The organism is Kitasatospora sp. NPDC051705, assembly GCF_044453265.1.
Taxonomy (GTDB): Bacteria; Actinomycetota; Actinomycetes; order Streptomycetales; family Streptomycetaceae; genus Kitasatospora.
The window spans coordinates 1-25,377 of sequence record NZ_JBITCO010000046.1; the positions used below are offsets into that span (position 1 = coordinate 1).

Sequence of the window (25,377 nt, forward strand, 5' to 3'; positions counted from 1 at the left end):
TCCTCGCCGTCCGTCCGCCCCCGCCGCCGATGCTGCCACGCGGGGCGGGCCGGGTCGAGGGCGCGCCGGGGGCCGGGGGGGGGGGCCCCCCCCCCCCCCGCCCCGGCGCGGCGGGCCGGGGGGGGCGGGGCGCCACGGCGCGGCGGGGGGCCCCCCCCCCCCGCACCCCACCGCCCCCCCCGGGCCCGCGCCTTGGGGGGGGGGGGGGGGGGGGCCCCCCGCCGGCCCCCCCACGGCGGCACCCCGCGGGCGGCGGGCCGGCCGGGCGGACGGGGGCGCCCGGCCGGCCCGGCGGCGTCAGCCGATCTGCCCGCTGAGGCCCGGGTGGCTCATCTGGTTGGTGCCGACGGCCTCCACCTCCTGGGCGGTGTGCCCGACCACCGGCAGCTTGCCGGCGGCGTGGATGGCGAGGTCGGCCGGGGAGAGGTTGAGGCCGTCGGTGAGGCCCCCGGTGGCGTCCGGGGAGCTCGCGGTCTGGGTGGTGGCGGACGCCGCCGGTGCGGCGAGCGCGAGGCCCGCCATGGTGAGGGCGGCCAGGGTGGCGAGTTTCTTCATGCACTGCCGAACGACCCGGGCCGCCTCAGGTAACCGGACGGCTCAGACCGTCACCCTCAGGGTCCGCACGCTGTTGCTGACGAACGAGGTGATCGGCTCCGGCTCGGCGCCCTCGGCCAGGGCCAGCCCGGGGAACCGCCCGAACAGGTGCCGCAGCGCGGTCTCCGCCTCCAGCCGGGCCAACCCGGACCCGAGGCAGAAGTGCGGGCCGTGGCCGAGCGAGAGGTGGCGGTTGGGCTGCCGGGTGAGGTCGAAGCGGTCGGCGTCCGGGTGGTGCCCGGCGTCCCGGCCGGCCGCCGCGTAGGAGGCGAGCAGCGCCTCGCCGCGCCGGATCACCACGTCCCCGACCTCGATGTCCTCGGTCGCGTAGCGCAGCGGGAACTGGCCGACCGGCGAGTCGTAGCGCAGCGTCTCCTCGACCACCGCCGACCAGGGCTGCTCGCCGTCGAGCACCAGGCGCAGCTGGTCGGGGTGGGCGAGCAGGGCCCGGACGGCGTTGGTGATCAGGTTGAGCGTGGTCTCGTGCCCGGCGACCAGCATCAGCAGCAGGGTGCCGACCAGTTCGGCCTCGCTGAGCCGGTCCCCGCTCTCGCGGGCGGCTATCAGGTCGGTGGTCAGGTCGTCGCCGGGCTCGGCCCGCTTGGCCGCCACCACCGCGCCCAGCAGCGCGAACAGGCCCTGCTGCGCGGCGATCGCGGCCTCCGGGGTGGCGGAGCTGGAGACCAGGGTGTCGGACAGCTCGTGCAGCGCGTCCTGCTGCTCCAGCGCCAGGCCGAGCAGTTCGCCGATCACCTGCATCGGCAGCGGGTAGGCGAAGTGCTCGCGCAGGTCGAACGGGCCGTCCAGTTCGGCGACGGCGTCGAGCAGGGCGACGGTGCGGGCCTCGATCGCGGGTGCCAGGTCGGCGATCCGGCGCGGGGTGAAGGCCTGGCTGACCAGGCCGCGCAGCCGGCGGTGGTCCTCGCCGTCGGCGGTGACCATGCCGGGCACGGTGACGAAGTTGAGCAGCGGCCAGCCCGGCGGCAGCCGTCCCTCCCGGAAGGTCGTCCAGAGCTGGGCGTTCTTGCCCACCCGGGGATCGGCGAGCAGCGCCTGCAGGGTGTCGTGGTGGGTTATCGCCCAGACCACCACCCCGCCAGGGAGCTCCACCAGGACCGCGGGGCCGGCCGCCCGGAGCCGGGCGTTCTCGGCGTGCTGGTCGCGTCCGAAGGGGTCGAGCCGGACGGGCTCGGCTCCGCGGCCGGGTGCGGTGCCGTCGACGGTGGTGTCCATGCGGGCCTCTCGGGGGCTGGCGGGCGGGGCGGGGTGAAGGCGCTGTAGAGCACCGGCAGGCCGAGCAGGGCCCGGGACCACGGGGACGGCCGCCAGGCCAGGTCGGCGGGCGGGACGGCGAGCTGGAGGTCCGGCAGGCGGTGCAGCAGCGTCTCGACGGTGGTCTCGACGATGATCCGGGCGGGGTGCTGGGCCGGGCAGACGTGCCGGCCGGCGCCCCAGGCGAGGTGCGCCCGGTTGCCGCCGAGCGAGCCCTGCGCGGCGGAGGCGAGGCCCTGGGCGGCCGGGTCGGCGTTGGCCGCGGCCAGGCCGAGCACCAGCATGTCGCCGGCGCTGATGTACTGGCCGCCGAGGACGGTGTCCCCGGTGGCCCAGCGGCCGGGGAAGTTCTGCGTCGGCGGGTCGCGCCAGAGCACCTCCTCCAGCGCGTCGGAGACGGTGAGCCGCCCGCCGGTGAGGGTGGCCCGGAAGCGGCGGTCGGTGAGCAGCAGCCGCAGCGTGTTGCCGGTCCAGTTGATGGAGGTCTCGTTGCCCGCGACCATCATCACCACCAGGTGGTGCACGGCCTCCTCGTCGGTCAGCGCGGCCGGGTGGGCGAGCAGCCAGGAGGTCAGGTCGGCGCTGGGGGCGCTGCGGCGGCGGCGGACCAGGTCGACCAGGATCGCCTGGAACTCGGCGCTGGCGCGCACCGACTCGGGGCCGCTGTCCACGAAGTGGCTGATCAGCTCGACCAGTCGGGGCCCGGCCTCGCGCGGCAGGCCGACCAGCTGGGTGAAGACCAGCAGCGGCAGCGGGCGGGCGTACTGGGAGATCAGGTCGGCGGTGCCGTCCGGGCCCCAGCTGTCGATGAGGTCGTTGGCGCAGGCCTCGGTGGTCTCGCGCAGCTTCCGGTGGTCGATCTGGGCGAGGGTGTCCGAGACCGCGGCGCGCAGCCGCTGGTGCTCGGCGCCGTCCAGGTTGAGCAGGGTGGGGCGCCAGGAGGTCATCGGCAGCAGCCGGGAGTCGGCGGCCAGCCGGCCCTCGGCGGGCACCCGCCAGCGGCGCGAGTCCTTGGAGAACAGCGCCTCGTTGCGGGTGAGTTCGAGCAGCTCGGGGTAGCCGAGGACGAGCCAGGCCTCGACCCCGGGCTCCAGCTCGATGGGGGCGACGGGGCCGTGGCGCCGGCGCAGCCGGTCGTAGAGGCCGTGCGGGTCCTCGGCGACGGCGGGGCCGTACAGCGGGGTCAGCGGGACGCCAGCGGGCAGGCCGCCGCCGTGCGCGACCGGGCAGCCGGGGGAGGCGGTGCCGGGATCGGGGGCGGTCATCCCTGCAGCTCCAGGATCGAGCTGCGGTGCAGGTGGTCGACGAAGTCGATCAGCAGGTCGTAGGACTGCCGCCGGTCGCGGGCGTCGCAGTACAGGATCGGGACGTCCGGCAGCAGGTCGAGCGCCGAGCGCAGCTCGTCCTCGGGGTAACTCGGGGTGTCCGGGAAGGTGTTGACCGCGACGGCGAAGGGGATGCGCTGCTCCTCGAGGCGGCCGAGCACGTCGAAGCTCTCGTCGGGGCGGCGCAGGTCGACCATCGCGACGGCGCCGAGCGCGCCGCGCGACAGGTCGTCCCAGAGCGGCCAGAACCGCTGCTGTCCGGGGGTGCCGAACAGGTACAGCGCGAGCCGCGGGTTGAGCGTGATCCGGCCGAAGTCCAGCGCGACCGTGGTGGTGGTCTTGCCGGCGCGCCCGGTGAGGTCGTCCACGCCGCTGCTGGCGGCGGTCATGGTCTCCTCGGTGCGCAGCGGGGTGATCTCGCTGAGCGAGCCGACCAGCGTGGTCTTGCCGACCCCGAACGGGCCGGTGACCAGGATCTTGACCGCGCCCTGGACGGAGGGCGGCAGGTACCGCGGCCCGCCGGACCGGCCGTCGGTGGAGCCGTGGGCCCCGGTCGTCCCGGGGGCGGCCCCGGCTTCAGCGGAGTTGGCGGAGGCCAACGAGCACCTCTTCCAGGAGGGTTGCGGGCAGGCGTTCGGCCTGCGGGACGGGCGGGAGCACCTGCACGGCGCCGAGGTCCCAGAGGTCGCCGACCAGGACCTTGACGACGCCGAGCGGCAGCCCCAGGTGGGCCGCCACCTCGGCGATGGACAGCAGGCTGTGGCAGAGCGCCAGGATGCGCCGGTGCTCCCGGTTGAGCAGTGCGTGCTCGGGGAGCTCCGGCGGGTCGGCTAACGCGCTGACCAGGCTCTCGACGGCCAGCTCGGCCCGGGTGGGCCGGCTGCGGCCGCCGGTGATGACGTAGGGCCGGACCGGCCCGCTCACCGGTGCCCCCCCGCCGCGTGGTCGACGCGCGGCGGGCTGGTGAGGTGGCTGCCGATCCGCTCGACCAGGACCTGCATCTGGTACGCGACCAGGCCGGCGTCCACGGCCTCGCCGGTCACCACGGCCAGGTGCGCCCCGGCACCGGCGGCGACGATGAACAGGTAGCCGCCGCCGTACTCGATGATGATCTGCCGGGTGGCGCTGGCCGGCCCGCCGAACCCGACGGCGACGCCGCGGGCCAGCGACTGCAGCCCGGAGCAGGCGGCGGCGAGCCGTTCGGCGTCCTCCCGCGCGATGTTCGTGCTGCGCCCGATCTCCAGGCCGTCGTTGGAGACGACGACGGCGTGCTGGACCTGCGGGACGTTGACGATGTCGGCGAGCAGCCAGCCGAGGTCAGGGGTGGTGGTCATGGAACTCTCCGGAGCGCTGGGGAAGTCGGGGGGAGGCGGGCAGGGAAGGGTCGGGCTGGGCCTGGGCGCGGGCGGCCGATCGGCCGCTGGCGGTGCCGGCCTGGAACATCGCCATGAACGCCTGCGCGTCCCGGGCCGAGCGGTGCGGCGGGGCGGGCGGGGGCGGGGGAGAGGCGTGCTGGGCGGGGCGGGCGGCGCGGTCGCGCCGGTGGCTCCGGCGGGGCAGCGGCGGCGGGGTGTCCGCGGCTGCGGGGGGTCGGCCGGCCGGCGGCGCCTCCACCAGGGGGTGGTCGGCGGGGTGGCCGGCCGGGCGGGGGTCGGCGGTGAACGCCCGGTCGTCCGGTCCGAGGCCGGGGACGGTGGGCGGCAGCGGTTCGGTGAGCAGGGCGTTCGGCAGCAGCACGACGACCCGGACGCCGCCGTACGGGGACGGCGCCGAGCTGAGGGTGACCCGGAAGCCGTACTGCTCGGCGAGGCGGCCGACGGCGGCCAGGCCCAGCTGCGGCACCTCGCCCAGCCGGGAGACCTCCAGGGTGCTGCCCCCGGCCAGGGCGTCGGCGGCCTTGGCGACGGCCTGCTCCGGCATGCCGACGCCGCCGTCGTCGATCTCGATGACGGCGCCGTTGTGCACCGGCATCAGGGTGACGAACACCTGGGTGCTGGGCGGGGAGTAGCGGGTGGCGTTGTCCAGCAGCTCGGCGACGGCGTGGATCAGGGCCTCGGCGGCGGCGCCGACGACGGCGGTCTCGATCCGGCTGCGGACGACCACCCGCTGGAACGGCAGGATCCGCGACTGGGCGCCGCGCACGACGTCCTCCAGGGAGACCGGTTCGGGCCAGTGGCGGCCGGCCCGGGCCCCGCACAGGACGGCCAGGGTCTGGGCGAGCCTGGCCTGTTGGGCCGCGGCGTGGTCCGCCTTGAGCAGGCCCTCCAGCAGTGCCGGGTCGTCGTGGGTGCGTTCCATCTCGTCGAGCAGGGCCTGCTGGTCGTGGGCCATGACGAGGATGCGGCGGGCCACGCTGAGGAAGGCCCGCTGGGTGGAGGCGGTGTGCTCCTGCTCCTGCTGGACGGCGGCCAGGTCGGCTCCGCGGCGGGAGAGTTCGGTGCCGAGCTCCTCCCGGAGCCGGGCGAGGTCGCGCCGCAGCCGGTCGGCGCGGCGGCGGTGGGTGACGGACACGGCGCGGTACCGCGCGGCGGCCACGAGGGCGAGGACGGCGAGCACGCCGGTTGCCGTTGCGCACCACTGAGTCATCGTCACGCGGCGAATTCTAGGGTGATGATCCTACGAAGGTGTGAACGGATCTCGCCAAGTGACCGGATCTCGTCAATATCCAGTCAATACGGCGTCAAACCGGCGTCGTTCGGACGCGATCGGGGCGCCCGGGGACGATCCGCCCCGCCCGGGTGCTCGTGGGGCCGGGCCCGGAGCGGGTCGCGAATGGCCGAGTCGCATCCGGTGATGTGGGGGGAACGTGTGCACGGTGTTACGGAAGGGGCGACGTCCGGTGCAGGAGCAGCAGGGCCACGTCGTCCGGCCGGGACCGCCGCTCGGTCACGTTCAGGGTCAGCAGGTCCGCCAGCCGTTCGAGCGCGGGCGCCGCGCCGATCCGGTCCGGGCCGGTCCGGCGGGCCCACAGCTCCAGCCCGCCGAGCATCCGCTGCACCGACTCGTCGTAGTCCTCCTCGCGGTCCTCGACCAGTCCGTCGGTGTACGCCAGCAGCGTCTCGCCGACCGCCAGTCGGCCGACCGTGAGCGGGTACGGCTGCCCCGGGTCCACGCCCAGCGGCGGCCCGCCCGGCACGTCCAGCTCGACGGCCCGGGCGTCCGCGACCCGGACCGGCGGCGGGTGCCCGGCCCGGGCGGCGGTCAGCGCCCCGTCGGCCGGGTCCAGGGTCAGGTAGAGGCAGGTCGCGAACAGGTCGGTGTCCAGCTCGGCCAGCAGCCGGCTGGTCCGGGCCAGCGTGGCGGCCGGGTCGTGCCCGTCCGTCGCGTACGCGCGCAGACCGCTGCGCAGCTGGCCCATCACCGCCGTCGCCTCGGCGTTGTGACCCTGGACGTCGCCGATCACCAGCCCGATCCGGCCGTCCGGCAGCCGGAGCAGGTCGTACCAGTCGCCGCCGATCTGCATGCCCTCGGTGCTCGGCAGGTAGCGGGCGGCACTGGCGATCCCGGGCAGCCGGGGCAGCGTGCGCGGGAGCATCGCGCGCTGCAGCTGGGTGGCCCGGTGGTGGTGGGTGTCGTACAGCCGGGCCCGCTCCAGGGACTGCGCCAGGATCCCGGCGAAGGCCGAGTACAGGGTGCGGTCCTCCCGGCTGAAGGCGCGCTCGGTGGCGAAGGTGATCAGGCAGGAGCCCACCTGCCGCCCGGAGGCGATCAGCGGCAGCACCGCCCAGGCGGCCGGGGTCAGCGGGCCGCGCTGGCCGCGGGCCGCGCCGGGTTCGCTGAACAGCGGGGCGGAGCGGGTCAGGGCGTGCTGCATCACGCCCTCGGAGAGGTCCGCGAGCCGGGTCAGTTCGGTGCGGCGCGGGCCCCCGTACACGGTGTGCGAGACGGGCAGCAGCCGGCCCTCGTCCACCAGGTCCAGCACGATGCTGGCGGCGCCGAAGGCCGGTCGGGCGACGTCGGTGACGGTGGTGGTGACGTCCCGGACGGTCACCGCCCGGGACAGGGCGCGGGTGAGTGCCAGCAGCAGGGCGGTCCGGGCGGTGGCCGGGGCGTCGCGCCGGGCCGTGTCGGGCGCGGCGCCGGCGGGGGCGGCGCCGGCGCGGGCGGTGGGCGAGCCGGGGCCGGTGGGAGCACCCGCGGGCTCCTCCGGGCGCTCCCGCCCGGGCCTGCGGCCGTGCTCGCGGTCGGCGAACAGCCCTGCGATCCGGACGGGGCGGCCGTGGACGTCCAGCATCACCTCGCCGGTCTCCTCGATGCTGGCCGCCCGGCCGCCCCCGCGCAGCACCCGGTACGCGATCCGGTACCGCCCGCCGGTGGCGAGCGCCTCGGCGACCGCCGCCTGGACGTCCGGCAGGTCCTCGGGGTGGACGATCCGGTCCAGTTCCGGGGCGGCGCCGTCCGGGGCGGCCGGCTGGCCGGTGATCCGGAACGCCTCGGCGTCCCAGTAGCTCTCCCCGGTGACGAGGTCGCGCTCGAAGGCGCCGTGCCCGGCGGCCCGGACGGCCAGCGACAGCATCGGGTGGGCCAGGCCGGCGGGCCGGCCGGAGTCCTCGGGGGCCGGCGCGGGGCCCTGCGGGCGCCGGGCGTCCGCGTGGTCGAGCAGGTGGGACAGCCGGTGGGCGCAGGCGTCGCCGATGGTCTCCAGGACGTCCAGGTCGCGGCGGGGGACGGTGCCCCGGTGGGCCAGCGCCAGGGCGAGCACGCCGACCGGCCGCTCGTCGACGATCATCGGCAGGGTGATCACGGCGACCATCCCGGTACCCATGCCGGCGTTCCGGTTCGGGTAGTCGACGCTGGTGTGCTCGGGGGTGAGCAGGTAGGGGCGGCGCAGCCGCAGCGCCATCGCGGCGGGGAGGTCGCCGGCCGGGTCGACGGTGCTGTACCGCTCGTGGGCCCAGTCCGGCAGGCCGTGCGAGGCCGTCAGCCGGAGCATTCCGGCCGGGTCCAGCAGGTAGAGCGCGGAACCCTCGCCGGTGATCCAGCCGGGGCCCTCGGCGAGGACGGTGCCGAGCAGCTCGGCGGCGGTGGTGCAGGAGAGCAGTAAGCGCACGCAGCGCATGGCGCTGCGGCCGCCCGGACTGCTGGGCTGCGTCCGGCTGTCGTCCTCGGACGGGGGGAGCCACGGCGAGGTCAGGTCCATCGGATACCCGGCCTTTCCGTTCCGAGGAGGGTGGTGGGTGCCCTTTGGGTGCCCGGAGGGGCACTTAATTCTTAATACCTTATTTCTCAAGTGGGTGCTGAAGCGGGTGAACGGCGCCCCCGCAGCCCCACCGGCACCGGTGCTCCCGCCCTCCCCGCCGCGGGCCCGGGCCGGTCGGCGCCCCGGCGGCGGGCTCAGGCCGAGGGCCAGGAGCGCAGGCCGGTGGTGAGGGTGCTGATCAGCCGGTCGTGGGTGGTGGTGAGGTCCTCGGCGAGCTGGAAGGCGCCGGCGATGGAGAGCGAGGCGAAGCCGTGGGCGACGGAGCGGACGGTGCGCGCCGCGTGGATCACCTCCGGGCCGTCGAGGCCGTACTCCCGGAGGACGGCGATGATCACGCCCACCAGCCGGGCCGCCGCGCGGGAGAGGTCGTCGTCGGGCTGCGGGGCCTGGGGCAGCGCGGCGTAGCGGTGCGGGTGCTCGGCGGCGTACGCGTGGTAGGCGCGCAGGACGGCGGCGACGGCGTCGTCCCCGCTGCGGCCGACGGCGGCCTCGGCCAGCCGGTCCGCGAGCTCCTCGGTGACCCGGACGGCGAGCAGCCGGCGCAGCTCGGCGAGCCCGCCGCTGACGTGCTTGTAGAGCGAGGGGGTGGCGACCCCGGCCCGGGCCGCGACGGCGGCCAGGGTGAGGGCTTCGGAGCCCTGTTCGTCGATGAGGGCGAGGGCGTGGCCGACGACCTGGTCGGGGGTCAGTCCTACTCGGGGCATGGTGCGGTCTCTCCGTGGACGGGCGGACGGGCGGGCGGGCGGTGCGGACGACCGGGGCGGGCCCGGGCGCGGCGGGGCGGACCGGGCTCGGGCGAGCGGGCCCGCGGCCGGGGCCGGGCGTCAGGCGTCAGGCGAGCTCGGCGAGGAAGGGCAGCAGGGCGCCGGCGGTGGCCTCCGGGGCGTCGGCCATCGGGTAGTGGCCGGATCCCTCGATCATGACCTTCCGGGCGCCGAGCGCCGCGGTCTGCCGGTCGGCGACGGCCTCCGGGTCGGGGAAGTCGGGGTCCTTGCCGCCCATGACGACGAGCGCGGGGCAGCGGACGGCGGCGGTCCAGCCGATCGGCGCGGAGTCGCCGGAGACGTGTCCGCGGGTGGCCGTCCGGCGGCCCGGGGTGCGCATGGCGGCGACGAGTCCGTCGACGTAGGCGTCGAAGTCGGCGGGCCTGGCACCGGGGAAGGCGAGCTTGCGGTGGTAGAAGCCCCAGAAGGCCGGCCAGTGGACGATCAGGGCGCCCATCGCGCGGACGACGCCGCGCATGAGGGCGTTGGCCGGGGGGTTCTCGACGAAGGCGTCGATAAGGGCGATCCCGGCGACCCGCTGCGGGGCGTCACCGGCGACCTTGACGACGGTCGCGCCGGTGTAGGAGTTGCCGACGAGCACGGCGCGTTCGATGCCGAGGTGGTTCAGCAGGGCCAGGACGTCGGTGGCGATGGCGGCGGGTGAGTAGTCGTCCCAGACGATCGACGACTCGCCGAAGCCGCGCAGGTCCATGGTGATGACGCGGTGGCCGGCGGCGGTCAGCAGCGGGTGCAGGTGCCGGTAGGCGGCGCGGGTGTCGAGCATCCCGGGGAGCAGGACGACGGGGGCGCCGTCGCCCTGCCGGGTGTCGTCGTAGGCGATGCGCCCGCCGGGGACGTCGAGGTACTGGGTGCTGGTGGCGCTGGTGGCGTTCATGGTGGGCCTCCTGGGACCGCCGCTGCGGGTCGTCGGCGTCTGCCGATAGCCATAAAGCTAAGGCTAATAGCCTTAGCCGTCAAGCCCTCGGTGCCGTCCGCCCCCGGGGTCCCGCGGTGCCCGCTCAGACCCCGTCGACCTTGAACGGGTCGTGCTCGCTGAGCAGCTTCTCCAGCCGGGCCTGGTCCACCCGGGTGACGATCTCGTTGGTCTCCTGCCGGTCCCGGACCACCTTGGCGAGCGTGAAGGACGAGGTGACGGTGTAGAGGAGCCCGATCGCCAGGAAGGCGCGGGTCCAGCCGCCGACCGGCAGGTAGGCGATCCCGACGGCGAGGGCTCCGCCGGACAGCGCGAAGGAGAGCACGGCCTGGATGTAGTACGCGGCCGTGGTGCGGGACTGCATCGGTGCGTTCATGGCGTCAGGATGCGGCGGGGTGATCGGTCCGCACATGAGTAGGCGTACTCAGATGGGGGGTCGTTCGCTGACGTTCGATCACGTCGAGCGGCTCAATGCCGGTCAATGGGGACAAAACCCGCCATCACCTACCAGGGCGCCCTGGTCATCTGCGGTCGTCCCGGGCGGACGGCTTGGAATCGGGGCGCCCTAGGATTAACGTTTGATAACGCAGCGCGGTCGTCAACGCCGTACCCAGACGGCACCGTGCGCCGTCGCCTAATCCCGCCGGCCGGCCTCCGGGCAGGCCAGGGAGCCGGGGAACCACGTTCCTTGGGGTGAATCGGCGGGGCCCAGGCCCGGCCGTAGGAGACCTTCCTGCTCCGAACCCGTCAGCTAACCCGGTAGGCGCGAAGGAAGGAAAGGAGCGCGCCTCCGTGGCGTCGACGCACACCCCGGCACACCCGGCCGGCCCCGCAGCCGGTACCCGGCTCCTCGACCACCCCGGCATGGCCGACCTGGAGCACCCCGCCCCGGAAGCCGACGCCAACCGGCACCGGATGCCGCGTCAGACCCGCGGAGCCTCCCCGCTGCTCGGCGTCACCGCCGTCGCGGCCACCCTGGGCGCCACCGGCTTCGCCTCCGCCACCCCGGCTGCCGCGCCCGCCGTCGAGGCCCCCGACGAGACCCCGGTCGCCCTCTCCGCCGACCCCGGGCTCGCGCTCGCCGCCCGGATCCAGCAGCAGGCCGACAGCCAGCGCACCGCCGCCGAGGAGGGCGCCCGCGTCCAGGCCGCCAAGGAGGCCGAGGCCAAGGCCGCCGCCAAGGAGGCCGAGGCCAAGCGGGCCGCCGAGGAGGCCGAGCGGGCCAAGGCCGCCGCCCTCACCCTGCCGGTGAAGGACTACAACCTCTCCGCCCACTACGGCCAGAGCGCCCGCTACTGGGCCCACCTGCACACCGGTCTGGACTTCGCCGCCGACACCGGGACCCCGGTCTTCGCGGTCGGCCAGGGCACCATCACCTCGGCCGGCTGGTCCGGTTCGTACGGCTACCGGATCGTCGAGACCCTGCCCGACGGCACCGAGATCTGGTACTGCCACCTCTCCTCGATCATCAAGGGCTCCGGCAAGGTCACCTCCGGCCAGCAGATCGGCAAGGTCGGCGCCACCGGCAACGTCACCGGCCCCCACCTGCACCTGGAGGTCCGCCCCGGCGGCGGCGCCCCGGTCGACCCGGAGACCTGGCTGGAGCAGCGCGGCCTCACCCCCTGAGCCGGCGCCCCCACCGGCCCCCGCCGACCGCGGCGGACCCGAACGGACCGGAGCCCCGGCCGCACGCGTGCGGCCGGGGCTCCGGCACGTCGCCCCGCGGGCGGCTACTCCTGCGGCAGCCCCGCCAGGTAGGCGTCGATCTCCTCCTGCCCCGGCTCCGGTGCGAGGTCCGGGAACTCCTCCAGAAGCAGCCGCGCCAGCCCCGGGACGGTCCACTCGCCGCACAGGTCGAGCGCGGCCTGCGCCGCAGCCTCCTCGAACTCCCCGAAGCCCCCGGACAGTTCGTCCGGCATCGGCCGGCCCGCGGCGGTCAGCTCCGCCAGGTTGCGGTAGCTGCGCCGCATCAGACCCTGCTCCAGCAGCCGGCGCGCGCCGTCCGTCGCCATGCCGACCGACAGCACCCGGGCCGGCCCCCAGCCCTGCTCGTCCAGCTCGTCCAGCCAGCCGGTCGGGACCAGCGCGGCGATCGCCGCCAGCCGCTCCTCCTCCGCCAGCTCCCGGAAGCCGTCCAGCCAGGCCCGCACCGCCGCCGGGTCCGCGACGTCCACCTCGTACGCGTGCAGCAGCAGCGCGTACAGCCGGGGCCAGGTCACCAGGTCGGCCCGGCGCAGCAGCCCGGCCGCGACCTCGCCCTGCCACTCGGCCTCGGCGTGCAGCCGCTCCTGCCGCTTGGCGTTCAGCCGCCGGGCCGCCCGCTGGTGGTCCACCAGCAGCTCGACCGCGGCGCCGTACGCCAGCGGGTCCGTCTCCGGCCCGGGCTGGACGTAGAGGTGGAGACGCTCGTAGAGCAGGTGCTCCACCGCGTTCGAGGTCAGCTCGGGCCAGCCGTCGTGCATCCTGCCCCCGCCCAGCTCCAGCAGGGCCAGGACGGCTCGCAGCGGCCCCTCGGCCACCGGGGCGCGGCCCTCCGCCGCCGCCCAGGCGAGCAGGTCGGCGGCCCTGGTGCGCGGGGCGAGCCGCAGGTCTTCGTCGTTCATAGCCCGAACGGTAACCGCTGGCCGGGGGTAGGGTCGCCAGCCATGGTCCCCGTACGACTCACCGGCTCCCGACTGGCCATCCGCGAGTACCACCACACCCCCGGGGACGTGGACGCGCTGCACGCGCTGTTCGGCGACCCGGAGGTCACCCGGTACCTCCCGTTCGACCCCTGGGACCGCGAGACCTGCGCCGACCAGATCGAGCTCTACCTGGAGGAGGCGCTCGCGCGGGAACGGCGGACGTACCAGCTCGCCGTCACCCGGCGCGAGGACGCCGAGGACCCGGCGGACGCCACCCCGATCGCCCACGCCTCCCTGACCCTCGGCACCGGCCGCCGCGCCGAGCTCGGCTACGCGGTCGGCCGCGGGGCCCGCGGACGCGGTCACGCGGGCGAGGTCGTCGGCCTGCTCTGCGGGCTGGCCTTCGGCGCCCTCGGCCTGCGCCGCCTCACCGCCCGGGTCGACGTGGACAACCGGGCCTCCGCCGCGGTGCTCACCCGGCTCGGGTTCCGGGCGCAGGGGCCGGTCCGGCACGACCCGCCCGGGGGCGGCGTCCGGTCCGGCGTGCACCGGTACGCGCTGACCACCGGGGAGTGGGCCGGCCCGGCCGGGTGACCCGCCCGGCTGAGCGCGGCCCCGGACCGGGGGGTTAACCCCACCCCCGATCCGCCGGGTCCCCGGATCGTTCCGCACCGCCCGCTCGACCAGACTGGCCGGGTCAGTAACCGAGAACGAGGGACCGAGGCCGGGACATGAGCAGCAGCCGAAGCATGCAGGAGCGCGACTGGGACGTCCTCGGCGGTTACGGCGACGACCCGTACCGCACCCCCGCCCGCTCCAGCCGGCCCGGGTCGGTGCCGTCCTTCTGGCGGGCGCCGTTCGCCGGGCAGTACTACCGCGAGATCGGCTACGCGCTCACCGGCCTGCCGGTGGCCGTCGTCGGCTTCTCCCTCGTGATCACCCTGTTCTGCCTGGGGCTCGGCACCTTCGTCACCGTCCTCGGCCTGCCCGTGCTGGCCGGCCTGACCACCGCCGCCCGGGGCCTGGGCCGGACGGAGCGGGCCCGCGCCCGCGGCATGCTGGGCCTGGACGTCCCCGAGCCGGAGCCGGTGCGCCAGGTCCGCCCGGGCACCTGGGGCGCGATCACCGCGCGGCTGGCCGACCCGGCCGGCTGGAAGGCCGCGCTCCACCAGGTGGTGATGTTCCCGTGGGCGGTCTTCAGCTTCACCATGACGACGACGTTCCTGCTGCTCGGCTGGGCGATGGCGCTCTACCCGGCGTACCACTGGGTGTTCCCGACCTTCACCGACTGGCGCGGCTACCGGCTCTTCGACTTCTCCGACAGCGACCACGTCCGGCACGTCTACTACGTCGAGGGGGCCTGGCAGATCGCCGCCTTCTCGCTGGCCGGCGTGCTGCTCGTCCTGCTCACCGCGCAGCTGGTCCGCGGCCTGACCGCCGTGAACCGGTCCGCCGTCCGGAGCCTGCTCGCTGGCTGACCCCGCCCGGCCGCCGTCGTCTCCCCGGCCCCCGACCCCCGGCTGCTGACCCCCGCCCGCCGACACCGGCCCCGCCCCCGCCCGGAGACCCCCGGATGCGGGCGGGGCCGCCGCGTGTTCCGATGGCCGGGTGGCCGCCGTACGCACCCCCGCCGACCGGGGCACCGGGGCCGGGCCCGCCGCCCGGCCGGCCGCCGAGGCCCCGGTCGCGGCGGACGACGCCGTCCTCGTCACCTCCCGGCCACTGGACGAGTACTGCGCCCTGTTCGACCTCACCCGGTCCCAACTCGCCGCCCTTCCCGGCCCGTTGCTGGACTGCCCCGGCGGTGCGGCCGGGCTGGCCGCCGAAGCGCGCGAACTGGGCTGCCGGGTGATCGCCGCCGACCCGGCCTACGTGCTCCCCGCCCCCGAGGTCGCCGCCCACGCGCTGGCCGCCCGGGCCTCGATGGCCGCGGCGATGGCCGCCCGGCCCCACCTGTACCCGGCGCCGCACCCCTACCGCTCCGAGCGCTACCTGCGCAGCTGGGACCGCGCCCGCCGGCTCTTCACCGCCGACGCGGCCGCGCACCCGCAGCGCTACGTGGCCGCCGCACTGCCCCGGCTGCCCTTCGCCGACGGCTCCTTCGCCCTCACCCTGAGCGCCTACCTGCTCTTCGCCTACCCCGAACGGTTCGGCATCGAAGGGCAGGTGGCCGCACTGGCCGAACTCGTCCGGGTCACCTCCCCGGACGGCGAGGTCCGGGTCCAGCCGCTGCACGACGGCCACGGCCGCCGCTGCGGCCACCTCGACCCGCTGCGCCGCGCGCTCGGCGAGCGCTGCATCGCCAGCGAGATCCGCCGCTTCCCCCGCGCCGAGGACGGCCGGACCCGCCGCCTCCTGGTGCTGCGGGCCGCCGACCACCGCCGCCGGGCCGCCCGGGACGGGTCCTAGCTAGGGAGCGCCGGTCGAGCCCGGATCCGGCGCCGCGGCCGGACCGGGCACCGGCACCGGCCCGGGTGCCGCGGCCGGATCCGGGAACGGACCGGGAACACCGGCCGGATCCGGGGACGGCACCGCCTGGGCGCCGCCCGACTGGGCTGGGACGAAGGCCGCCGGCCCGAGCCGGGACAGTATCTTCTCGGCCAGCCAGCTGCGGTCCGACCCGTACGGGATCCCGTCCGGCAGCATCAGCTGCCCGGCCACCGCGTCCCGCAGCCGCTGCGCCTCGGGGCCGGGCAGCCGGGAGAGCAGGCCGCGGGCGGCCAGCAGCGCGTGGTACTGCTCGAAGCCCGAGCGCGGGTGCTCGATCGCGTCCAGCACGCTCGGCAGGTGGGCGAGCGACGGGTCGCCCTGCATCAGCGCGAGGGCCTGGATCCGCCGGCCCTCGGACCCGTCCGCGTAGAGGTCCCGCACCTGGTCGGAGGTGAGCGCGGAGCGGCGCGCGGTCGAGCGGACCTCGGCCACCACGCCGTCCGGCCCGGCCGAGGGGGAGGCGGCGGGCGGCAGCTGTCCGGCCAGCGCGGCCGGCTGTTCCGCGCTGCCGCCCAGCAGCCCGAGCTGCTGCATCGCGCGGACCCGCAGGTCGTCGGCGCCCACCTTGTCGCCCTTGCGGTCGCGGTCCTGCCCGGCGAGGAAGAGGTCGAGGGCCTGGTCGGCGTCGGTCAGCACCTGCGGCAGCGCGAGCCGGGTGACCAGCCAGCCGGCCAGGAAGCCGAAGACCAGGAAGTACAGCACCAGCGCCGCGGCGAAGGGGGCGGCGCCCTCGCCCCCGCCGAGCGCCGGCGAGAGCGCGGCGCCGAGCTGGTGCAGCCGTTCGCCGAGCGAGCCGAGCTGGGTCAGCCCGACGCCCAGCAGGACCTTGGTCAGCCAGTCGGACACCTGCTCCAGGTTGGTGTTCGGCGCGTACGAGCCCTGCGGCTCGCCGGTGCCGCCGCCGCGCACCCGCGGCACCCCGAACAGGAAGCCCAGCGCACCGCCGAGCACCGCGGAGGCGCCGGTCACCACCAGGCCGCCGCCGAGGGCCTGCCAGCCGTGCTCCCGCCCGAGCGAGAACAGCAGCAGTCCGAGCAGGCCCGTCCCGGCCAGCACCCCGGTGGCGGCCCACCGGGCCGTCCGCAGGGCCGCCGTGCCGCCCCGCTGCCGCGCCTTCGTCATCGCCGCCCACCCCCTGTGTCCGCGCCGCTCCGCTCCGGAACCCCGCGCCGACTCTAGCGCCGCGGCCCCACCCCGGGAACGACCCGGGGGAGGCCCGGGTACGACGCGGGCGGGCGCGGATCCGCGGGGGTGACATCGGGGGGTGGGGGTGGTGCGGACGCCTCCGGACAGCAGACAGCCCGCGGGCTGCTCCTCCGCGCCGGCCCGTGCACTGGCCGGGCGCCGAGGCACCGGGGATGTTCCGGTGAGCCCGCGGGCCGGGTGACTGCTGTGGATTTCGCCTGCCGGAGGCCTCGGGCCTCTCCCTGCGCAGGCAGGGGCGGCTCTAGCGAGCAGCCACCTCACGCATCCTGAAGGAACTCAACTCAGGATCACCTCCTTTCAGTGTGCCGCCACGATAGGCAGCCCACCGCGGGGAGGGCAACGGATTATTCGCGGCCACCGTCCGGGCGTCCGCAGGGCGGTGGCCGCGCCCGGTCAGGCGGACTTGATCTGGTTCTCGAACTTGGAGAAGTCGATGGTGTTGTCGGCCGGCGGGGCCTGGACGGTGATCGGCTTGTCGAAGTCGCTGAAGTCGACGCTGCCGTTGCCGTCCTTGGCGCCGGTGTGCTCGATCCGGACGGGGTACGGCTTGCCCTCGGTGGCGACGTGGATGGTGGAGACCTCGCCCTTGGTGTCGGTGACCTTGAGGCTGAAGGTCTTCACGCCGTTGACGGTGCCGGCGGAGCCCTTCTCGGCCTTGCCGTCCGAGCCGTCGTCCTCGACGATCTTCTTGCTGAACTCGGCGAGGTTGCAGACGGAGGCGAGCGACTGCATCTTCGGGTCGGTGGCCGGACCGGTCAGGTAGCGGCCCTTGAACAGCTCCGCGGCCTGGGCGCCGTTCGGGCCGCCGAGGTTGGTCCAGAACGCCTTGTCGGGCTTGACGTAGGTGGTCTTGCCGTCGCTGATGATCTCGAACTGGCCCTTGTCCCCGGCGGACATGGTGCCGTTGCACTGGCCCTTGGTGTCCACGGCCAGGTTGAACTCGGTCTTGCCGTCCTCGTCGACGATCGAGCCGGCGATCTTGAGGGAGGTGGCGCCGGCGAGGGCGTCCTTGGCCTGCTTCTCGATGTCCTGCGCGCTCAGCTTGTCGGTGTCGAGCTTCTGCGGGGCCGCCGCGGCGCCCGCGCCGGTCTTGGCGTCGCCCTTGGTGTCGCCCTTGTTGTCGCCGCATGCGGCGGTGCCCGCCGCCAGGAGCAGGCAGATCGCGGCGGTGCTGGCCAGGCGCTTCGACAGCATGAGGTGCTTCCTAATCCGGGCGCGGCCCGGCCGCCCCCAACTGGATGAATTTTTCCTCAGTATGGTCGAGGCCACGGACAGCAGATCTTGGAACTGGCCCCCGTTACAGCTTCGTGGCAGGACCGTGGCCTCGCTTTGCCCGGGGAACGCGAAAGGCCCGGAGGACGGATCCTCCGGGCCTTTCGTGCTACTGAGTAGCGGGGACAGGATTTGAACCTGCGACCTCTGGGTTATGAGCCCAGCGAGCTACCGAGCTGCTCCACCCCGCGTCGGTGAACCCAACAATACGGGGAAGTCGCCGCGATGGGAAATCGCTTCTCCGGCGCCCCTCGCGGGCGGCCCGGAGGGGAACCCCCCTCAGACGGTCCGGGCGGCCCGGCCGGCACGCCCCCCGCCGTGCTCCGGTCCCCGGCGCGACGCGTGCCGGGTGGTCCGGGCCCGGGCCCAGGCGGCGAAGCAGACCAGCGCGGCGAAGCACGGCACCATCAGCACGCCGTAGACCACCAGGAAGCCGTCCGTCCCGAGGTCGGCGGCGGCGTTCCAGGTGCCGTGCAGGGCCATCGCGGAGAGCAGCCCGAGCGGCGCGGCCAGCCGGGAGAGCCACCGCCGGCCGCTGGTGAGGGCGACGGCCAGGCCGATCCCGGTGAGCGCGGTGAACAGCGGGTGCGCGAAGGGGGAGAGCAGCGCCCGCAGCACGAAGGTCTGCACGGTGCTGTCGAAGTCGCGCAGGCTGGGCGGGTCGCCGAGGCCGATGCTGTCCAGCCGCTGCCGCTGGTCGCTGGTGAAGGCCCGGCCCAGGTAGAGGGCGTTCTCGGTGAAGGCGAAGCCGCAGGCGGTCATCCCGCCGAGCACCACCCCGGCGGCCAGGGTGCGCGGCCGTGAGCGGCGGTGCGGGCCGGTGCCGGAGGCCGGGGCCGGGCACAGGTACGGCAGCGGGCGCAGGTACGGGCGCAGCCGGAGCCGGCCGGGGGCGGCCGGGTGGTGCGGGTGCGGCCGGGGGACCCGGGCCGCCGGCAGGCGGCGCAGCAGCGGGTCGCAGGGCCGCCCGGTGCGCCGGCCGTGGCAGCGCAGCCGCTGGCCGAGCGGCAGCAGCAGCACCAGCAGGGCGGTGGCCTTGGCGGTCTCCTCGATCACCGGGGTGGCGATGCCGGCGCCGAGCAGCTCGCCGAGCGCGCCCTGGTGGGCGGTGAGGTAGCTGGCGGTCCAGTTGTTGGCGAGGATGGCGACGGTGGTGGCCGCGCAGGCGCCCCAGCCGAGGCAGAACACGGTGTGCCGCAGCGGCACCCGGGCGGTCAGGTTGAGCCAGGCCAGGGCGCCGAGCACGAACGGCAGCGGCACCATCGCGAGGCCGATCCCGACCAGCAGCCCGACGGTGCCGGTCTGCCGCTGGACGAGGTGCAGGATCAGCCCCCCGCAGCCGACCAGGGTGAGCACGGCGGTCGCGGTGACCGAGGAGAGCGCCACCGACCGCCCGCGCCGGGGCGGCGGGGCCGGGGTCGTGGGGAACGGGGCGTCCGGCCGGGACAGCGGACGCCGGGCCCTACGCTTCCGGGGCCCCGGGATGGTCCGGGTGTCTCCGGTGCGCGGGCCGGTCTCCGGTGCGTCGGCGGCGGCCTGGACGGTGGCCCGGGACCCGCCGCCGGACGGACTGCCCATGCGGCACAGGGTAGGCCACCGCACCCCCGGGTCGGGAGGACTCGGGACGAGTCGTCCGTCCGGGGCGCGCCCGAACGGTCAGCGTGCGGTGGCCTGTTCGAATGCCTGGCGGGGGTTCAGCGGCGGCGGAACAGCAGGTCGTGGACGACGTGGCCCTTGGCCAGTCCGGCCCGCTCGAACTTGGTGACCGGGCGCCAGTCCGGTCGCGGCGCGTAGCCCGGGACGCTGCCGTCCGGGTGGTCCGCGGGCTCCAGCCAGCCGGTGCCGTCGCCCTCGGGGTGCAGGTTCTCCAGCTCCGGGGAGTCGGACAGCACGGCGAGCATCTGCTCCGCGTACGGCTCCCAGTCCGTCGCGCAGTGCACCAGGGCGCCGGGTGCGAGCCGGGGCAGCACGAGGTCCAGGAAGGACGGCTGGACCAGCCGCCGCTTGTGGTGCTTGGGCTTGGGCCACGGGTCGGCGAAGTAGACCCGCAGGCCGGCCAGCGAGGCGTCCGGCAGCATGTCGCGCAGCAGGATCACGGCGTCACCGGCGGCCAGCCGGACGTTCTGCGACCCGTCGCGCTCCAGCATGCCCAGCAGGTTGCCGTGGCCGGGGGTGTGGACGTCGGCGGCGAGGATGCCCGCCGACGGGTCGGCGGCGGCCATGGCGGCGGTGGTCTCGCCCATGCCGAAGCCGATCTCCAGGGTGACCGGCAGCCCGCCGAACAGCTGCCGCAGGTCGAGCGGGCTGCCGTCGATCGGTATGCCGTACGTCTCCCAGCCCCGGTCCAGGGCGCCCGCCTGGGCGTTGGTCATCCGGCCCCGGCGCGGCTGGAAGCTGCGGATGCGCCGCTCGCGGTGCTGGGCCTCGGTGGCCTTGTGCGGGTACATCGGCGCGGGGTAGCCGGCCGGCGCGGCGGACAGCCGGGCGGACGGCGAGGGCTGGGGGATCGGGGCGGTGGCAGTCACAATCACCCGAGTCTACGGGGCCGCCGGCGGCGCCCGGCGGGGCCTGTGACGCGGCTCATCCGCCGGCCTCCAGCGCGGCCAGCGCGCGGCGGGCCACCTCGCGGCCGATCGGCAGCGAGGCCGTCGCGGCGGGGGAGGGCGCGTTCAGCACGTGCACCGTCCGGCGCGGGGAGCGCGGGTCGGCCGGGTCGAAGCCGGCGAAGGCGAAGTCGTCCAGCAGCGAGCCGTCCCGGGCGACGGCCTGGGCCCGCACGCCGGCGCCGGCCGGCACCAGGTCCTCGGCGGTGACGGCGGGCAGCAGCCGCCGGACGGCTTCGGTGAACGCCCGCTTGGACAGCGAGCGGTGCAACTCGCCCAGCTCGTACCGCCAGTGCCGCCGGGCGATCCGCCAGGCACCGGGGAAGGCCAGCGTGCCGGCCAGGTCGCGCGGCCGGACGGTGCGCCAGTCGTACCCCTCGCGGGCGAGGGCGGGCACCGCGTTCGGGCCGACGTGCACGCCGCCGTCGACGCCCCGGGTGAGGTGCACGCCCAGGAACGGGAAGGCCGGGTCGGGCACCGGGTAGACCAGGCCGCGCACCAGGCCCCGCCGGCCCTCGGCCAGTTCGTGGTACTCGCCGCGGAACGGCACGATCCGCACACCGGGGTCGTCGCCGGCCAGCCGGGCGATCCGGTCGCTGTGCAGCCCGGCGCAGTTCACCAGCACCCGGCAGCGCAGCTCACCGTCGGAGGTCCGCACCGTCACGCCGTCCGCCCGGCGGTGCACGGCGCGGAGCTCGCAGCCGGGGAGCAGCCGGGCGCCGGCCTCCCGGGCGAGCCGGGCGTAGGCGATCGCGACGGCGGGGAAGTCGCAGATGCCGGTGGTGCCGACGTGTAGCCCGGCCAGTCCGGTGACCTCCGGTTCGTACCGGGTGATCCCGGCCCGGTCCAGCTCGGTGACCGGGATGCCGTTCGCCCGACCGCGTCCGGCCAGCGCGGCCAGCCGGGGCAGCTCCCGTTCGTCGGTGGCCACGATCAGCTTGCCGGTGACCTCGTGCCGGACGCCCTGCTCCCGGCAGAACGCCACCAGTTCGGCGGCGCCCGTCACCGCGTAGCGGGCCTTGTACGAGCCGGGGCGGTAGTAGACGCCGCTGTGGATCACCCCGCTGTTGCGGCCGGTCTGGTGCGCGGCGAAGCCGGGCTCCTTCTCCAGCACCGCCAGTCGCAGGCCCGGTCGGGCCCGGGTCAGCGCGTACGCCGTGGCCAGGCCGACGATCCCGCCGCCCACCACCAGCACGTCGACGTCGTGCGCCACCGCCAGCTCCTCGCCGTCCGTCCGCCCCCGCCGCCGATGCTGCCACGCGGGGCGGGCCGGGTCGAGGGCGCGCCGGGCCCGGGGCGGGCGGCCCCCCGACCGCCCGTCCCGGGCCCGGCGCTCCGGCGGTTCAGGCCTCCCAGGGCCAGCGGGCGTCCCGCCCGGCCTCCAGCAGCGGGATGAGCCGGAACGCGGCGTCGCCGAGGCCGCCGAAGGTGTGCCGGTTCGCGCCGCCGCTGGGGCCGTGGCCGAGGGCGTAGCCGGCCAGGTTCCAGGTGTAGACGGGCACCGCGGCCGGCACCGCGGCGAGCGGGTCGCGGCCCCAGCGGCCGGGGCCGGTCTGCTCGTCGGTGACGATCACCACCCGGTCGTGGCCGCGGTAGTGCGCGCGGACGGCGTCGGCGGTGTCGGTGCCGCCGAGGCTGGAGAAGCGCTCCAGCACCCGCAGCCCGGCCTCGCCCCGGGCGACCGGCACCACCCGGCTGGTGCTGCCGAACTCGACCAGGTCGGCGTCGGCGGCGCGGACCTTCAGCGCGGTGCCGAAGATCGCCGCCGAGTCGGCCCGGTTGAGCTGGGTCGGGCCGTCGGGCCGGTCGAACATCGAGCCGGAACGGTCCACCAGGATCAGCGTCCGGCCGGGCAGCGCGGGCACGTTGGCGAGCGAGTGGGAGAGCGCGGTCTCCAGCGCGTGCCCCCAGCGCAGCGACGGGGCCTGCCGGTGGGCGGCCAGGTACCGGAACGGGAACTGGCGCGAGCGCCGGACCTCCCCCGGGTCGGCGATCCGCCGGGCGACGTCGGCCGCGACCGCGTCCGACACCCCGGCCCGGTCGAAGTTGCGCAGGTTGCGCACCAGCGCCATCGAGCCCATCGACGGGATGACGGCCTCCCAGACGGCCGCGTCCAGCGGGCCCTGCAGCCAGCCGGCCAGCGCCTCCCAGGTCAGCCCGCCGGCGGCCACCCGCTCGGCGCCGCCGGGCCCCGTCACGGCGTCCCGCCGCTCGCCGACCGGCAGCGCGAGCAGTTCGCGGTTGGCGGTCAGCAGCGGGTCGGACGCGGGCGGGACGGCCTCCTCCGGCCGGTGCCGGCGGTCCAGCGCGTGCGCGAACAGGGCCCCCTGCCAGGGCTTCGCCGGGTCCGGGGCCGGGTGCGTCAGCTCCAGGACGTCACCGAAGCGGTAGCCCTTGCCCGGGGTGTCGTACTTCAGCAGCGCGCGGGCGTCGTAGAGGCGGCGGACGGCGTCCGCGACGCCGCGCTTGAGCGGCTTGGGCAGCGCCCGGCCGTAGCGCGAGGTCCAGTACGCGAGCAGCTCGCCGGGCTCGTCGGGGCGCCGCAGCACCGCGTCGACGGCCTGCCGGGAGTGGCCGTGGGCACCGGCGTCCAGCCGGGCCCGGGTGAACTCGGCGGCGCCGACCAGTGCGGCGGTCCGGAGCTGGGCGCCGTGGCGCAGCCAGCGCAGCAGCCCGAGGGTCCACTCGGGATCGGCGACGGCGAGTTCGCGCACCAGCGCGGCGTACCGGTCGTCGCGGTCGTCGGCGCGCTCGTGGAAGGTGTCCTGGCCGACGGTGTTGGCGACGGCGAGCAGGAAGAGCTCGGACCTGCGGTCCCGGACGTGGCCGGTGCCGCCGTTGTGGTTGCGGGCGCGCCGGCCGGTGGTGGAGACCGGCGAGGCCGGTGCGGCCTTGGCCTTGCGGACGTTGAATCGGGACATGGCGAAGCCCCCCTGGCCTGCTGGTTCGGAGCGGGAGGGAGGCGTGGCGGAGGAAGGGGTGCCCGAGATCGTGCCGGCCCGGAGGCCGACGTCGGCGGAGGTGTATGCCTTGTGCTCTACCCGGATTGAGCTAGCGGCCGCGCTCGCGCACGGCACGCCCGGGACTCGAACCCGGAACCGCAAGATCCGAAGTAACCCCCGCCTGCGCACCGGGCACCCCGGCGCTCAGCCCCCCGAGATCGGAGTCGGCCGCGGTCGATGGAGATCCGGCTTCAACGCGCCCCACGGGGGCACTCGACCGAAGTAACCGCTGCCGGCGCACCGGGAGGTGCGGAAAACGTATTCACGTGTGGGTGTCCAGAGATCGAAGGCGGCTGAGGTGACGTAGCTGCTCTGGCCACTGAGCTACACCGGCCCGAAGCCGGTGACGGGATTCGAACCCGCGACCTGCCCATTAGGAGTGGAAGTAACCCCGGCCTGCGCACCTGGACGAGAGAGACCATAGCCAGGCCCCTCCCGCCGGTGCATCCGAATTACCGCCGGGAGCCTCCCCGTCAGGCCGGGGCGACCGTCACCGCGCGGGCGCGTTCGGCGAGTTCGCGCACCCGGCGCTCGCCGTGGAAGGGCTCCAGGCGGCGCAGCATCTCCACCACGTACTCCCGGCTGCGCTGGGAGGAGATCCGGCCGGCCACCTCGACGGCGCGTTCGCCGGCGGCGACGGCGGCGTCCAGGTTGCCGGCCTCGGCCTCGGCCATCGCCGAGACCACCAGCCGCAGTCCGTGCGAGCGGACGTAGCCCTCGGTGGGCTTGGCCAGCGCCTCCCGGGTGAACTGGCGGACCTTGGCGGGCACTCCGAGGTCGCGGAAGCACTCGGCGGCGTCGGCGGCGAGGCGGTCGTAGGCGTAGAAGTCGATCCACGCCGGATCGGGATCCCCGGCGCGCGCCCGCTCGAGCGCGCTCTCCGCGGCACCGAGCGCCGTCGCGCACGCCGCCGCGTTGCGGGCCTTGGCCTGGGCCCGCGCCTCCACCAGGTGGAAGAAGCTCATCGTCCGGGCGGTCGCCAGGCCCCGGTTGCGCTCCAGGGCGGCCTGGGCGAGGTCCACCGCCTCCTCGGCGAAGCCCCGGTACCCGGCCTGCAGGCTCATCGAGGCGAGCACGTAGCCGCCGAGCGGCACGTCGGCGGCGGCCCGGGCGAGCCGCAGGGCCTGGATGTAGTAGCGCTGGGCCGCCTCGTGCTGCCCGGTGTCGAAGGCCATCCACCCGGCCAGCCTGGTCAGTTCGGCGGTCGCGCCGAACAGCGCCCGGCCCACGGTGTCGCTGTACGAGGCGAGCAGCAGCGGGGCCGCCTCGACCCGCAGGCACTCCGGCACCATGGACGAACGCCAGTCCCCGCCACCGTACTTGGAGTCCCAGCGGCGGGCCTCCTGGGCGGCCTCGCGGAGCTTGGCGGCGTCCGAGTGGCCGACCCGGTAGGAGGAGGCGTCGCTGGGGGAGCGCGGCACCTCGCGGGCCACCGAGCCGTCCGCCGGGGTGATCAGCCAGCGCGAGACGGGCGTCGCGTAGGCGGCCACCGAGAAGGTGCCGGCCAGGCTGTCGCTCCAGCGTCCGCCGCCGGGGCCGCGGCGCAGGTCGAGGTCGACCCGCCACAGGTCGGTGGCGGAGCGGACGGCCTCGGCGACGTCGCGCGGGAAGGCCAGGCCGAGTTCGGGGGCCGGGTCGGTGTCGCCGAGCCCGATCTCCTCCAGCGGTACCGGGCGGCCGAGTTTGCCGCCGATGGCGGTGGCGATCAGGTGCGGGACGGGCCCCTGCGGGACCATCCCCTTGCTGACCCAGCGGGCCACCGAGGTCTTGTCGTACCGCAGTGTCAGACCGCGCTGGGCGCCGAGGTCGTTGACCCGGCGGGCAAGTCCGGCGTTGCTGATCTGGGCGAGGGTCAGGAGCGTGCCGAGCCGTTCGTTCGGTCCTCGTGGGCTGACGGTCATGGTGGCGGCGGCACCTCCTGCGGCCTTGTGCGCGGGGCCCGGGCGGCACCGGGCCGTAGCTGCTGTACCTAGAGTAGTCGGACGCGTTCCGACGGTTAAGAGGCCGCATTCCGGATGGCGGGATCGCGCACCCGGCGGTGTCGCGCGGGCCGGGCGCCGGGGTTGGTCCGGACCACTCGGCGCGGGTGGG

General features: G+C 75.8%; 22 protein-coding genes, 2 tRNA genes and 1 riboswitch. Of the genes, 4 read left to right on the top strand and 20 right to left on the bottom strand.

Going from position 1 to position 25,377, the window contains the following annotated elements; genetic code table 11:
* Positions 1-297: 297 nt before the first annotated feature.
* From ACIA8Q_RS32745 to ACIA8Q_RS32790, 10 genes are all read right to left on the bottom strand, one after another.
* Positions 298-555, bottom strand: a complete 258-nt coding sequence (locus ACIA8Q_RS32745; protein ID WP_360218528.1) for a hypothetical protein — start codon at positions 553-555, stop codon at positions 298-300.
* Positions 556-597: 42 nt separating this feature from the next.
* Positions 598-1,827 (bottom strand): cytochrome P450, encoded by a 1,230-nt coding sequence (locus tag ACIA8Q_RS32750; protein ID WP_360218531.1) that lies wholly within the window; start codon positions 1,825-1,827, stop codon positions 598-600.
* A gap of 1,300 nt (positions 1,828-3,127) precedes the next feature.
* Entirely contained in the window at positions 3,128-3,790 is a 663-nt protein-coding gene (locus ACIA8Q_RS32755) for an ATP/GTP-binding protein (protein ID WP_387907543.1), read from the bottom strand.
* Positions 3,768-4,115 carry a DUF742 domain-containing protein gene (locus tag ACIA8Q_RS32760; protein WP_360218534.1) on the bottom strand — a complete coding sequence of 116 codons (348 nt, stop codon included), beginning with the start codon at positions 4,113-4,115 and terminating at the stop codon, positions 3,768-3,770. The genes ACIA8Q_RS32755 and ACIA8Q_RS32760 overlap by 23 nt, the downstream gene beginning before the upstream one ends.
* Entirely contained in the window at positions 4,112-4,525 is a 414-nt protein-coding gene (locus ACIA8Q_RS32765) for a roadblock/LC7 domain-containing protein (protein ID WP_360218537.1), read from the bottom strand. The genes ACIA8Q_RS32760 and ACIA8Q_RS32765 overlap by 4 nt, the downstream gene beginning before the upstream one ends.
* Positions 4,509-5,777: a sensor histidine kinase gene (locus ACIA8Q_RS32770; RefSeq protein ID WP_360218611.1), complete on the bottom strand. Its 1,269-nt coding sequence runs from the start codon at positions 5,775-5,777 to the stop codon at positions 4,509-4,511. Before ACIA8Q_RS32770 ends, ACIA8Q_RS32765 begins: the two co-directional genes overlap by 17 nt.
* A 232-nt stretch (positions 5,778-6,009) precedes the next feature.
* A complete protein-coding gene (locus ACIA8Q_RS32775) occupies positions 6,010-8,331 on the bottom strand; it encodes a SpoIIE family protein phosphatase (RefSeq protein ID WP_360218540.1) in 2,322 nt (773 codons plus the stop codon).
* 194 nt (positions 8,332-8,525) lie between these two features.
* The gene (locus ACIA8Q_RS32780) at positions 8,526-9,095 is read right to left on the bottom strand and encodes a TetR-like C-terminal domain-containing protein (RefSeq protein ID WP_360218543.1); all 570 of its coding nucleotides are present in this window, start codon (positions 9,093-9,095) and stop codon (positions 8,526-8,528) included.
* A gap of 127 nt (positions 9,096-9,222) precedes the next feature.
* Positions 9,223-10,050: an alpha/beta hydrolase gene (locus ACIA8Q_RS32785; protein ID WP_360218546.1), complete on the bottom strand. Its 828-nt coding sequence runs from the start codon at positions 10,048-10,050 to the stop codon at positions 9,223-9,225.
* A gap of 124 nt (positions 10,051-10,174) precedes the next feature.
* Positions 10,175-10,465: a YiaA/YiaB family inner membrane protein gene (locus ACIA8Q_RS32790; protein WP_360218549.1), complete on the bottom strand. Its 291-nt coding sequence runs from the start codon at positions 10,463-10,465 to the stop codon at positions 10,175-10,177.
* Positions 10,466-10,710: 245 nt separating this feature from the next.
* A riboswitch (cyclic di-AMP (ydaO/yuaA leader) is annotated at positions 10,711-10,869 on the top strand.
* 12 nt (positions 10,870-10,881) lie between these two features.
* Here ACIA8Q_RS32790 and ACIA8Q_RS32795 point away from each other — a divergent pair.
* Complete coding sequence (locus tag ACIA8Q_RS32795) at positions 10,882-11,715, top strand: M23 family metallopeptidase (protein ID WP_360218551.1); 834 nt, start codon at positions 10,882-10,884, stop codon at positions 11,713-11,715.
* 104 nt (positions 11,716-11,819) lie between these two features.
* Here the strand turns inward: ACIA8Q_RS32795 and ACIA8Q_RS32800 are convergent, their stop codons facing one another.
* The gene (locus ACIA8Q_RS32800) at positions 11,820-12,692 is read right to left on the bottom strand and encodes a hypothetical protein (RefSeq protein ID WP_396318237.1); all 873 of its coding nucleotides are present in this window, start codon (positions 12,690-12,692) and stop codon (positions 11,820-11,822) included.
* Positions 12,693-12,734: 42 nt separating this feature from the next.
* Here ACIA8Q_RS32800 and ACIA8Q_RS32805 point away from each other — a divergent pair, with 42 nt between their 5' ends.
* The 3 genes from ACIA8Q_RS32805 to ACIA8Q_RS32815 all read left to right on the top strand — a co-directional run bounded on the left by ACIA8Q_RS32805 (position 12,735) and on the right by ACIA8Q_RS32815 (position 15,122).
* Complete coding sequence (locus ACIA8Q_RS32805; RefSeq protein WP_396318238.1) at positions 12,735-13,307, top strand: GNAT family N-acetyltransferase; 573 nt, start codon at positions 12,735-12,737, stop codon at positions 13,305-13,307.
* A 137-nt stretch (positions 13,308-13,444) separates the two neighbouring features.
* Positions 13,445-14,191 carry a sensor domain-containing protein gene (locus ACIA8Q_RS32810; protein ID WP_387907562.1) on the top strand — a complete coding sequence of 249 codons (747 nt, stop codon included), beginning with the start codon at positions 13,445-13,447 and terminating at the stop codon, positions 14,189-14,191.
* A 130-nt stretch (positions 14,192-14,321) separates the two neighbouring features.
* Positions 14,322-15,122 carry a class I SAM-dependent methyltransferase gene (locus tag ACIA8Q_RS32815; RefSeq protein WP_396318239.1) on the top strand — a complete coding sequence of 267 codons (801 nt, stop codon included), beginning with the start codon at positions 14,322-14,324 and terminating at the stop codon, positions 15,120-15,122.
* Here the strand turns inward: ACIA8Q_RS32815 and ACIA8Q_RS32820 are convergent, their stop codons facing one another.
* The 9 genes from ACIA8Q_RS32820 to ACIA8Q_RS32860 form a co-directional block, all read right to left on the bottom strand.
* Positions 15,123-16,325 carry a hypothetical protein gene (locus ACIA8Q_RS32820; RefSeq protein WP_360218566.1) on the bottom strand — a complete coding sequence of 401 codons (1,203 nt, stop codon included), beginning with the start codon at positions 16,323-16,325 and terminating at the stop codon, positions 15,123-15,125. It lies immediately after the preceding gene.
* A 477-nt stretch (positions 16,326-16,802) separates the two neighbouring features.
* Entirely contained in the window at positions 16,803-17,603 is an 801-nt protein-coding gene (locus tag ACIA8Q_RS32825; RefSeq protein ID WP_360218570.1) for a hypothetical protein, read from the bottom strand.
* Positions 17,604-17,798: 195 nt separating this feature from the next.
* A tRNA-Met gene (locus tag ACIA8Q_RS32830) sits at positions 17,799-17,872 on the bottom strand.
* 88 nt (positions 17,873-17,960) lie between these two features.
* Positions 17,961-19,259 carry a PrsW family intramembrane metalloprotease gene (locus tag ACIA8Q_RS32835; protein WP_396318240.1) on the bottom strand — a complete coding sequence of 433 codons (1,299 nt, stop codon included), beginning with the start codon at positions 19,257-19,259 and terminating at the stop codon, positions 17,961-17,963.
* 116 nt (positions 19,260-19,375) lie between these two features.
* On the bottom strand, positions 19,376-20,206 hold the full coding sequence (gene trmB, locus ACIA8Q_RS32840) for a tRNA (guanosine(46)-N7)-methyltransferase TrmB (RefSeq protein ID WP_360218576.1): 831 nt from the start codon (positions 20,204-20,206) through the stop codon (positions 19,376-19,378).
* 55 nt (positions 20,207-20,261) lie between these two features.
* A complete protein-coding gene (gene lhgO, locus ACIA8Q_RS32845) occupies positions 20,262-21,497 on the bottom strand; it encodes an L-2-hydroxyglutarate oxidase (RefSeq protein WP_387907575.1) in 1,236 nt (411 codons plus the stop codon).
* A 130-nt stretch (positions 21,498-21,627) separates the two neighbouring features.
* Positions 21,628-23,205: a TROVE domain-containing protein gene (locus ACIA8Q_RS32850; RefSeq protein ID WP_396318241.1), complete on the bottom strand. Its 1,578-nt coding sequence runs from the start codon at positions 23,203-23,205 to the stop codon at positions 21,628-21,630.
* Between the two features lie 419 nt (positions 23,206-23,624).
* A tRNA-Ser gene (locus ACIA8Q_RS32855) sits at positions 23,625-23,682 on the bottom strand.
* 77 nt (positions 23,683-23,759) lie between these two features.
* Entirely contained in the window at positions 23,760-25,187 is a 1,428-nt protein-coding gene (locus tag ACIA8Q_RS32860) for an MFS transporter (RefSeq protein ID WP_360218584.1), read from the bottom strand.
* Between the last annotated feature and the right edge of the window lie 190 nt (positions 25,188-25,377).

Excerpts from the sequence above, each read along its gene's own strand:
- ACIA8Q_RS32745 (WP_360218528.1), bottom strand. The coding sequence starts at position 555 with ATGAAGAAACTCGCCACCCTGGCCGCCCTCACCATGGCGGGCCTCGCG.
- ACIA8Q_RS32750 (WP_360218531.1), bottom strand. The coding sequence starts at position 1,827 with ATGGACACCACCGTCGACGGCACCGCACCCGGCCGCGGAGCCGAGCCC.
- ACIA8Q_RS32765 (WP_360218537.1), bottom strand. The coding sequence starts at position 4,525 with ATGACCACCACCCCTGACCTCGGCTGGCTGCTCGCCGACATCGTCAAC.
- ACIA8Q_RS32770 (WP_360218611.1), bottom strand. The coding sequence starts at position 5,777 with ATGACTCAGTGGTGCGCAACGGCAACCGGCGTGCTCGCCGTCCTCGCC.
- ACIA8Q_RS32775 (WP_360218540.1), bottom strand. The coding sequence starts at position 8,331 with ATGGACCTGACCTCGCCGTGGCTCCCCCCGTCCGAGGACGACAGCCGG.
- ACIA8Q_RS32780 (WP_360218543.1), bottom strand. The coding sequence starts at position 9,095 with ATGCCCCGAGTAGGACTGACCCCCGACCAGGTCGTCGGCCACGCCCTC.
- ACIA8Q_RS32785 (WP_360218546.1), bottom strand. The coding sequence starts at position 10,050 with ATGAACGCCACCAGCGCCACCAGCACCCAGTACCTCGACGTCCCCGGC.
- ACIA8Q_RS32790 (WP_360218549.1), bottom strand. The coding sequence starts at position 10,465 with ATGAACGCACCGATGCAGTCCCGCACCACGGCCGCGTACTACATCCAG.
- ACIA8Q_RS32800 (WP_396318237.1), bottom strand. The coding sequence starts at position 12,692 with ATGAACGACGAAGACCTGCGGCTCGCCCCGCGCACCAGGGCCGCCGAC.
- ACIA8Q_RS32805 (WP_396318238.1), top strand. The coding sequence starts at position 12,735 with ATGGTCCCCGTACGACTCACCGGCTCCCGACTGGCCATCCGCGAGTAC.
- ACIA8Q_RS32810 (WP_387907562.1), top strand. The coding sequence starts at position 13,445 with ATGAGCAGCAGCCGAAGCATGCAGGAGCGCGACTGGGACGTCCTCGGC.
- ACIA8Q_RS32820 (WP_360218566.1), bottom strand. The coding sequence starts at position 16,325 with ATGACGAAGGCGCGGCAGCGGGGCGGCACGGCGGCCCTGCGGACGGCC.
- ACIA8Q_RS32825 (WP_360218570.1), bottom strand. The coding sequence starts at position 17,603 with ATGCTGTCGAAGCGCCTGGCCAGCACCGCCGCGATCTGCCTGCTCCTG.
- ACIA8Q_RS32835 (WP_396318240.1), bottom strand. The coding sequence starts at position 19,259 with ATGGGCAGTCCGTCCGGCGGCGGGTCCCGGGCCACCGTCCAGGCCGCC.
- ACIA8Q_RS32850 (WP_396318241.1), bottom strand. The coding sequence starts at position 23,205 with ATGTCCCGATTCAACGTCCGCAAGGCCAAGGCCGCACCGGCCTCGCCG.
- ACIA8Q_RS32860 (WP_360218584.1), bottom strand. The coding sequence starts at position 25,187 with ATGACCGTCAGCCCACGAGGACCGAACGAACGGCTCGGCACGCTCCTG.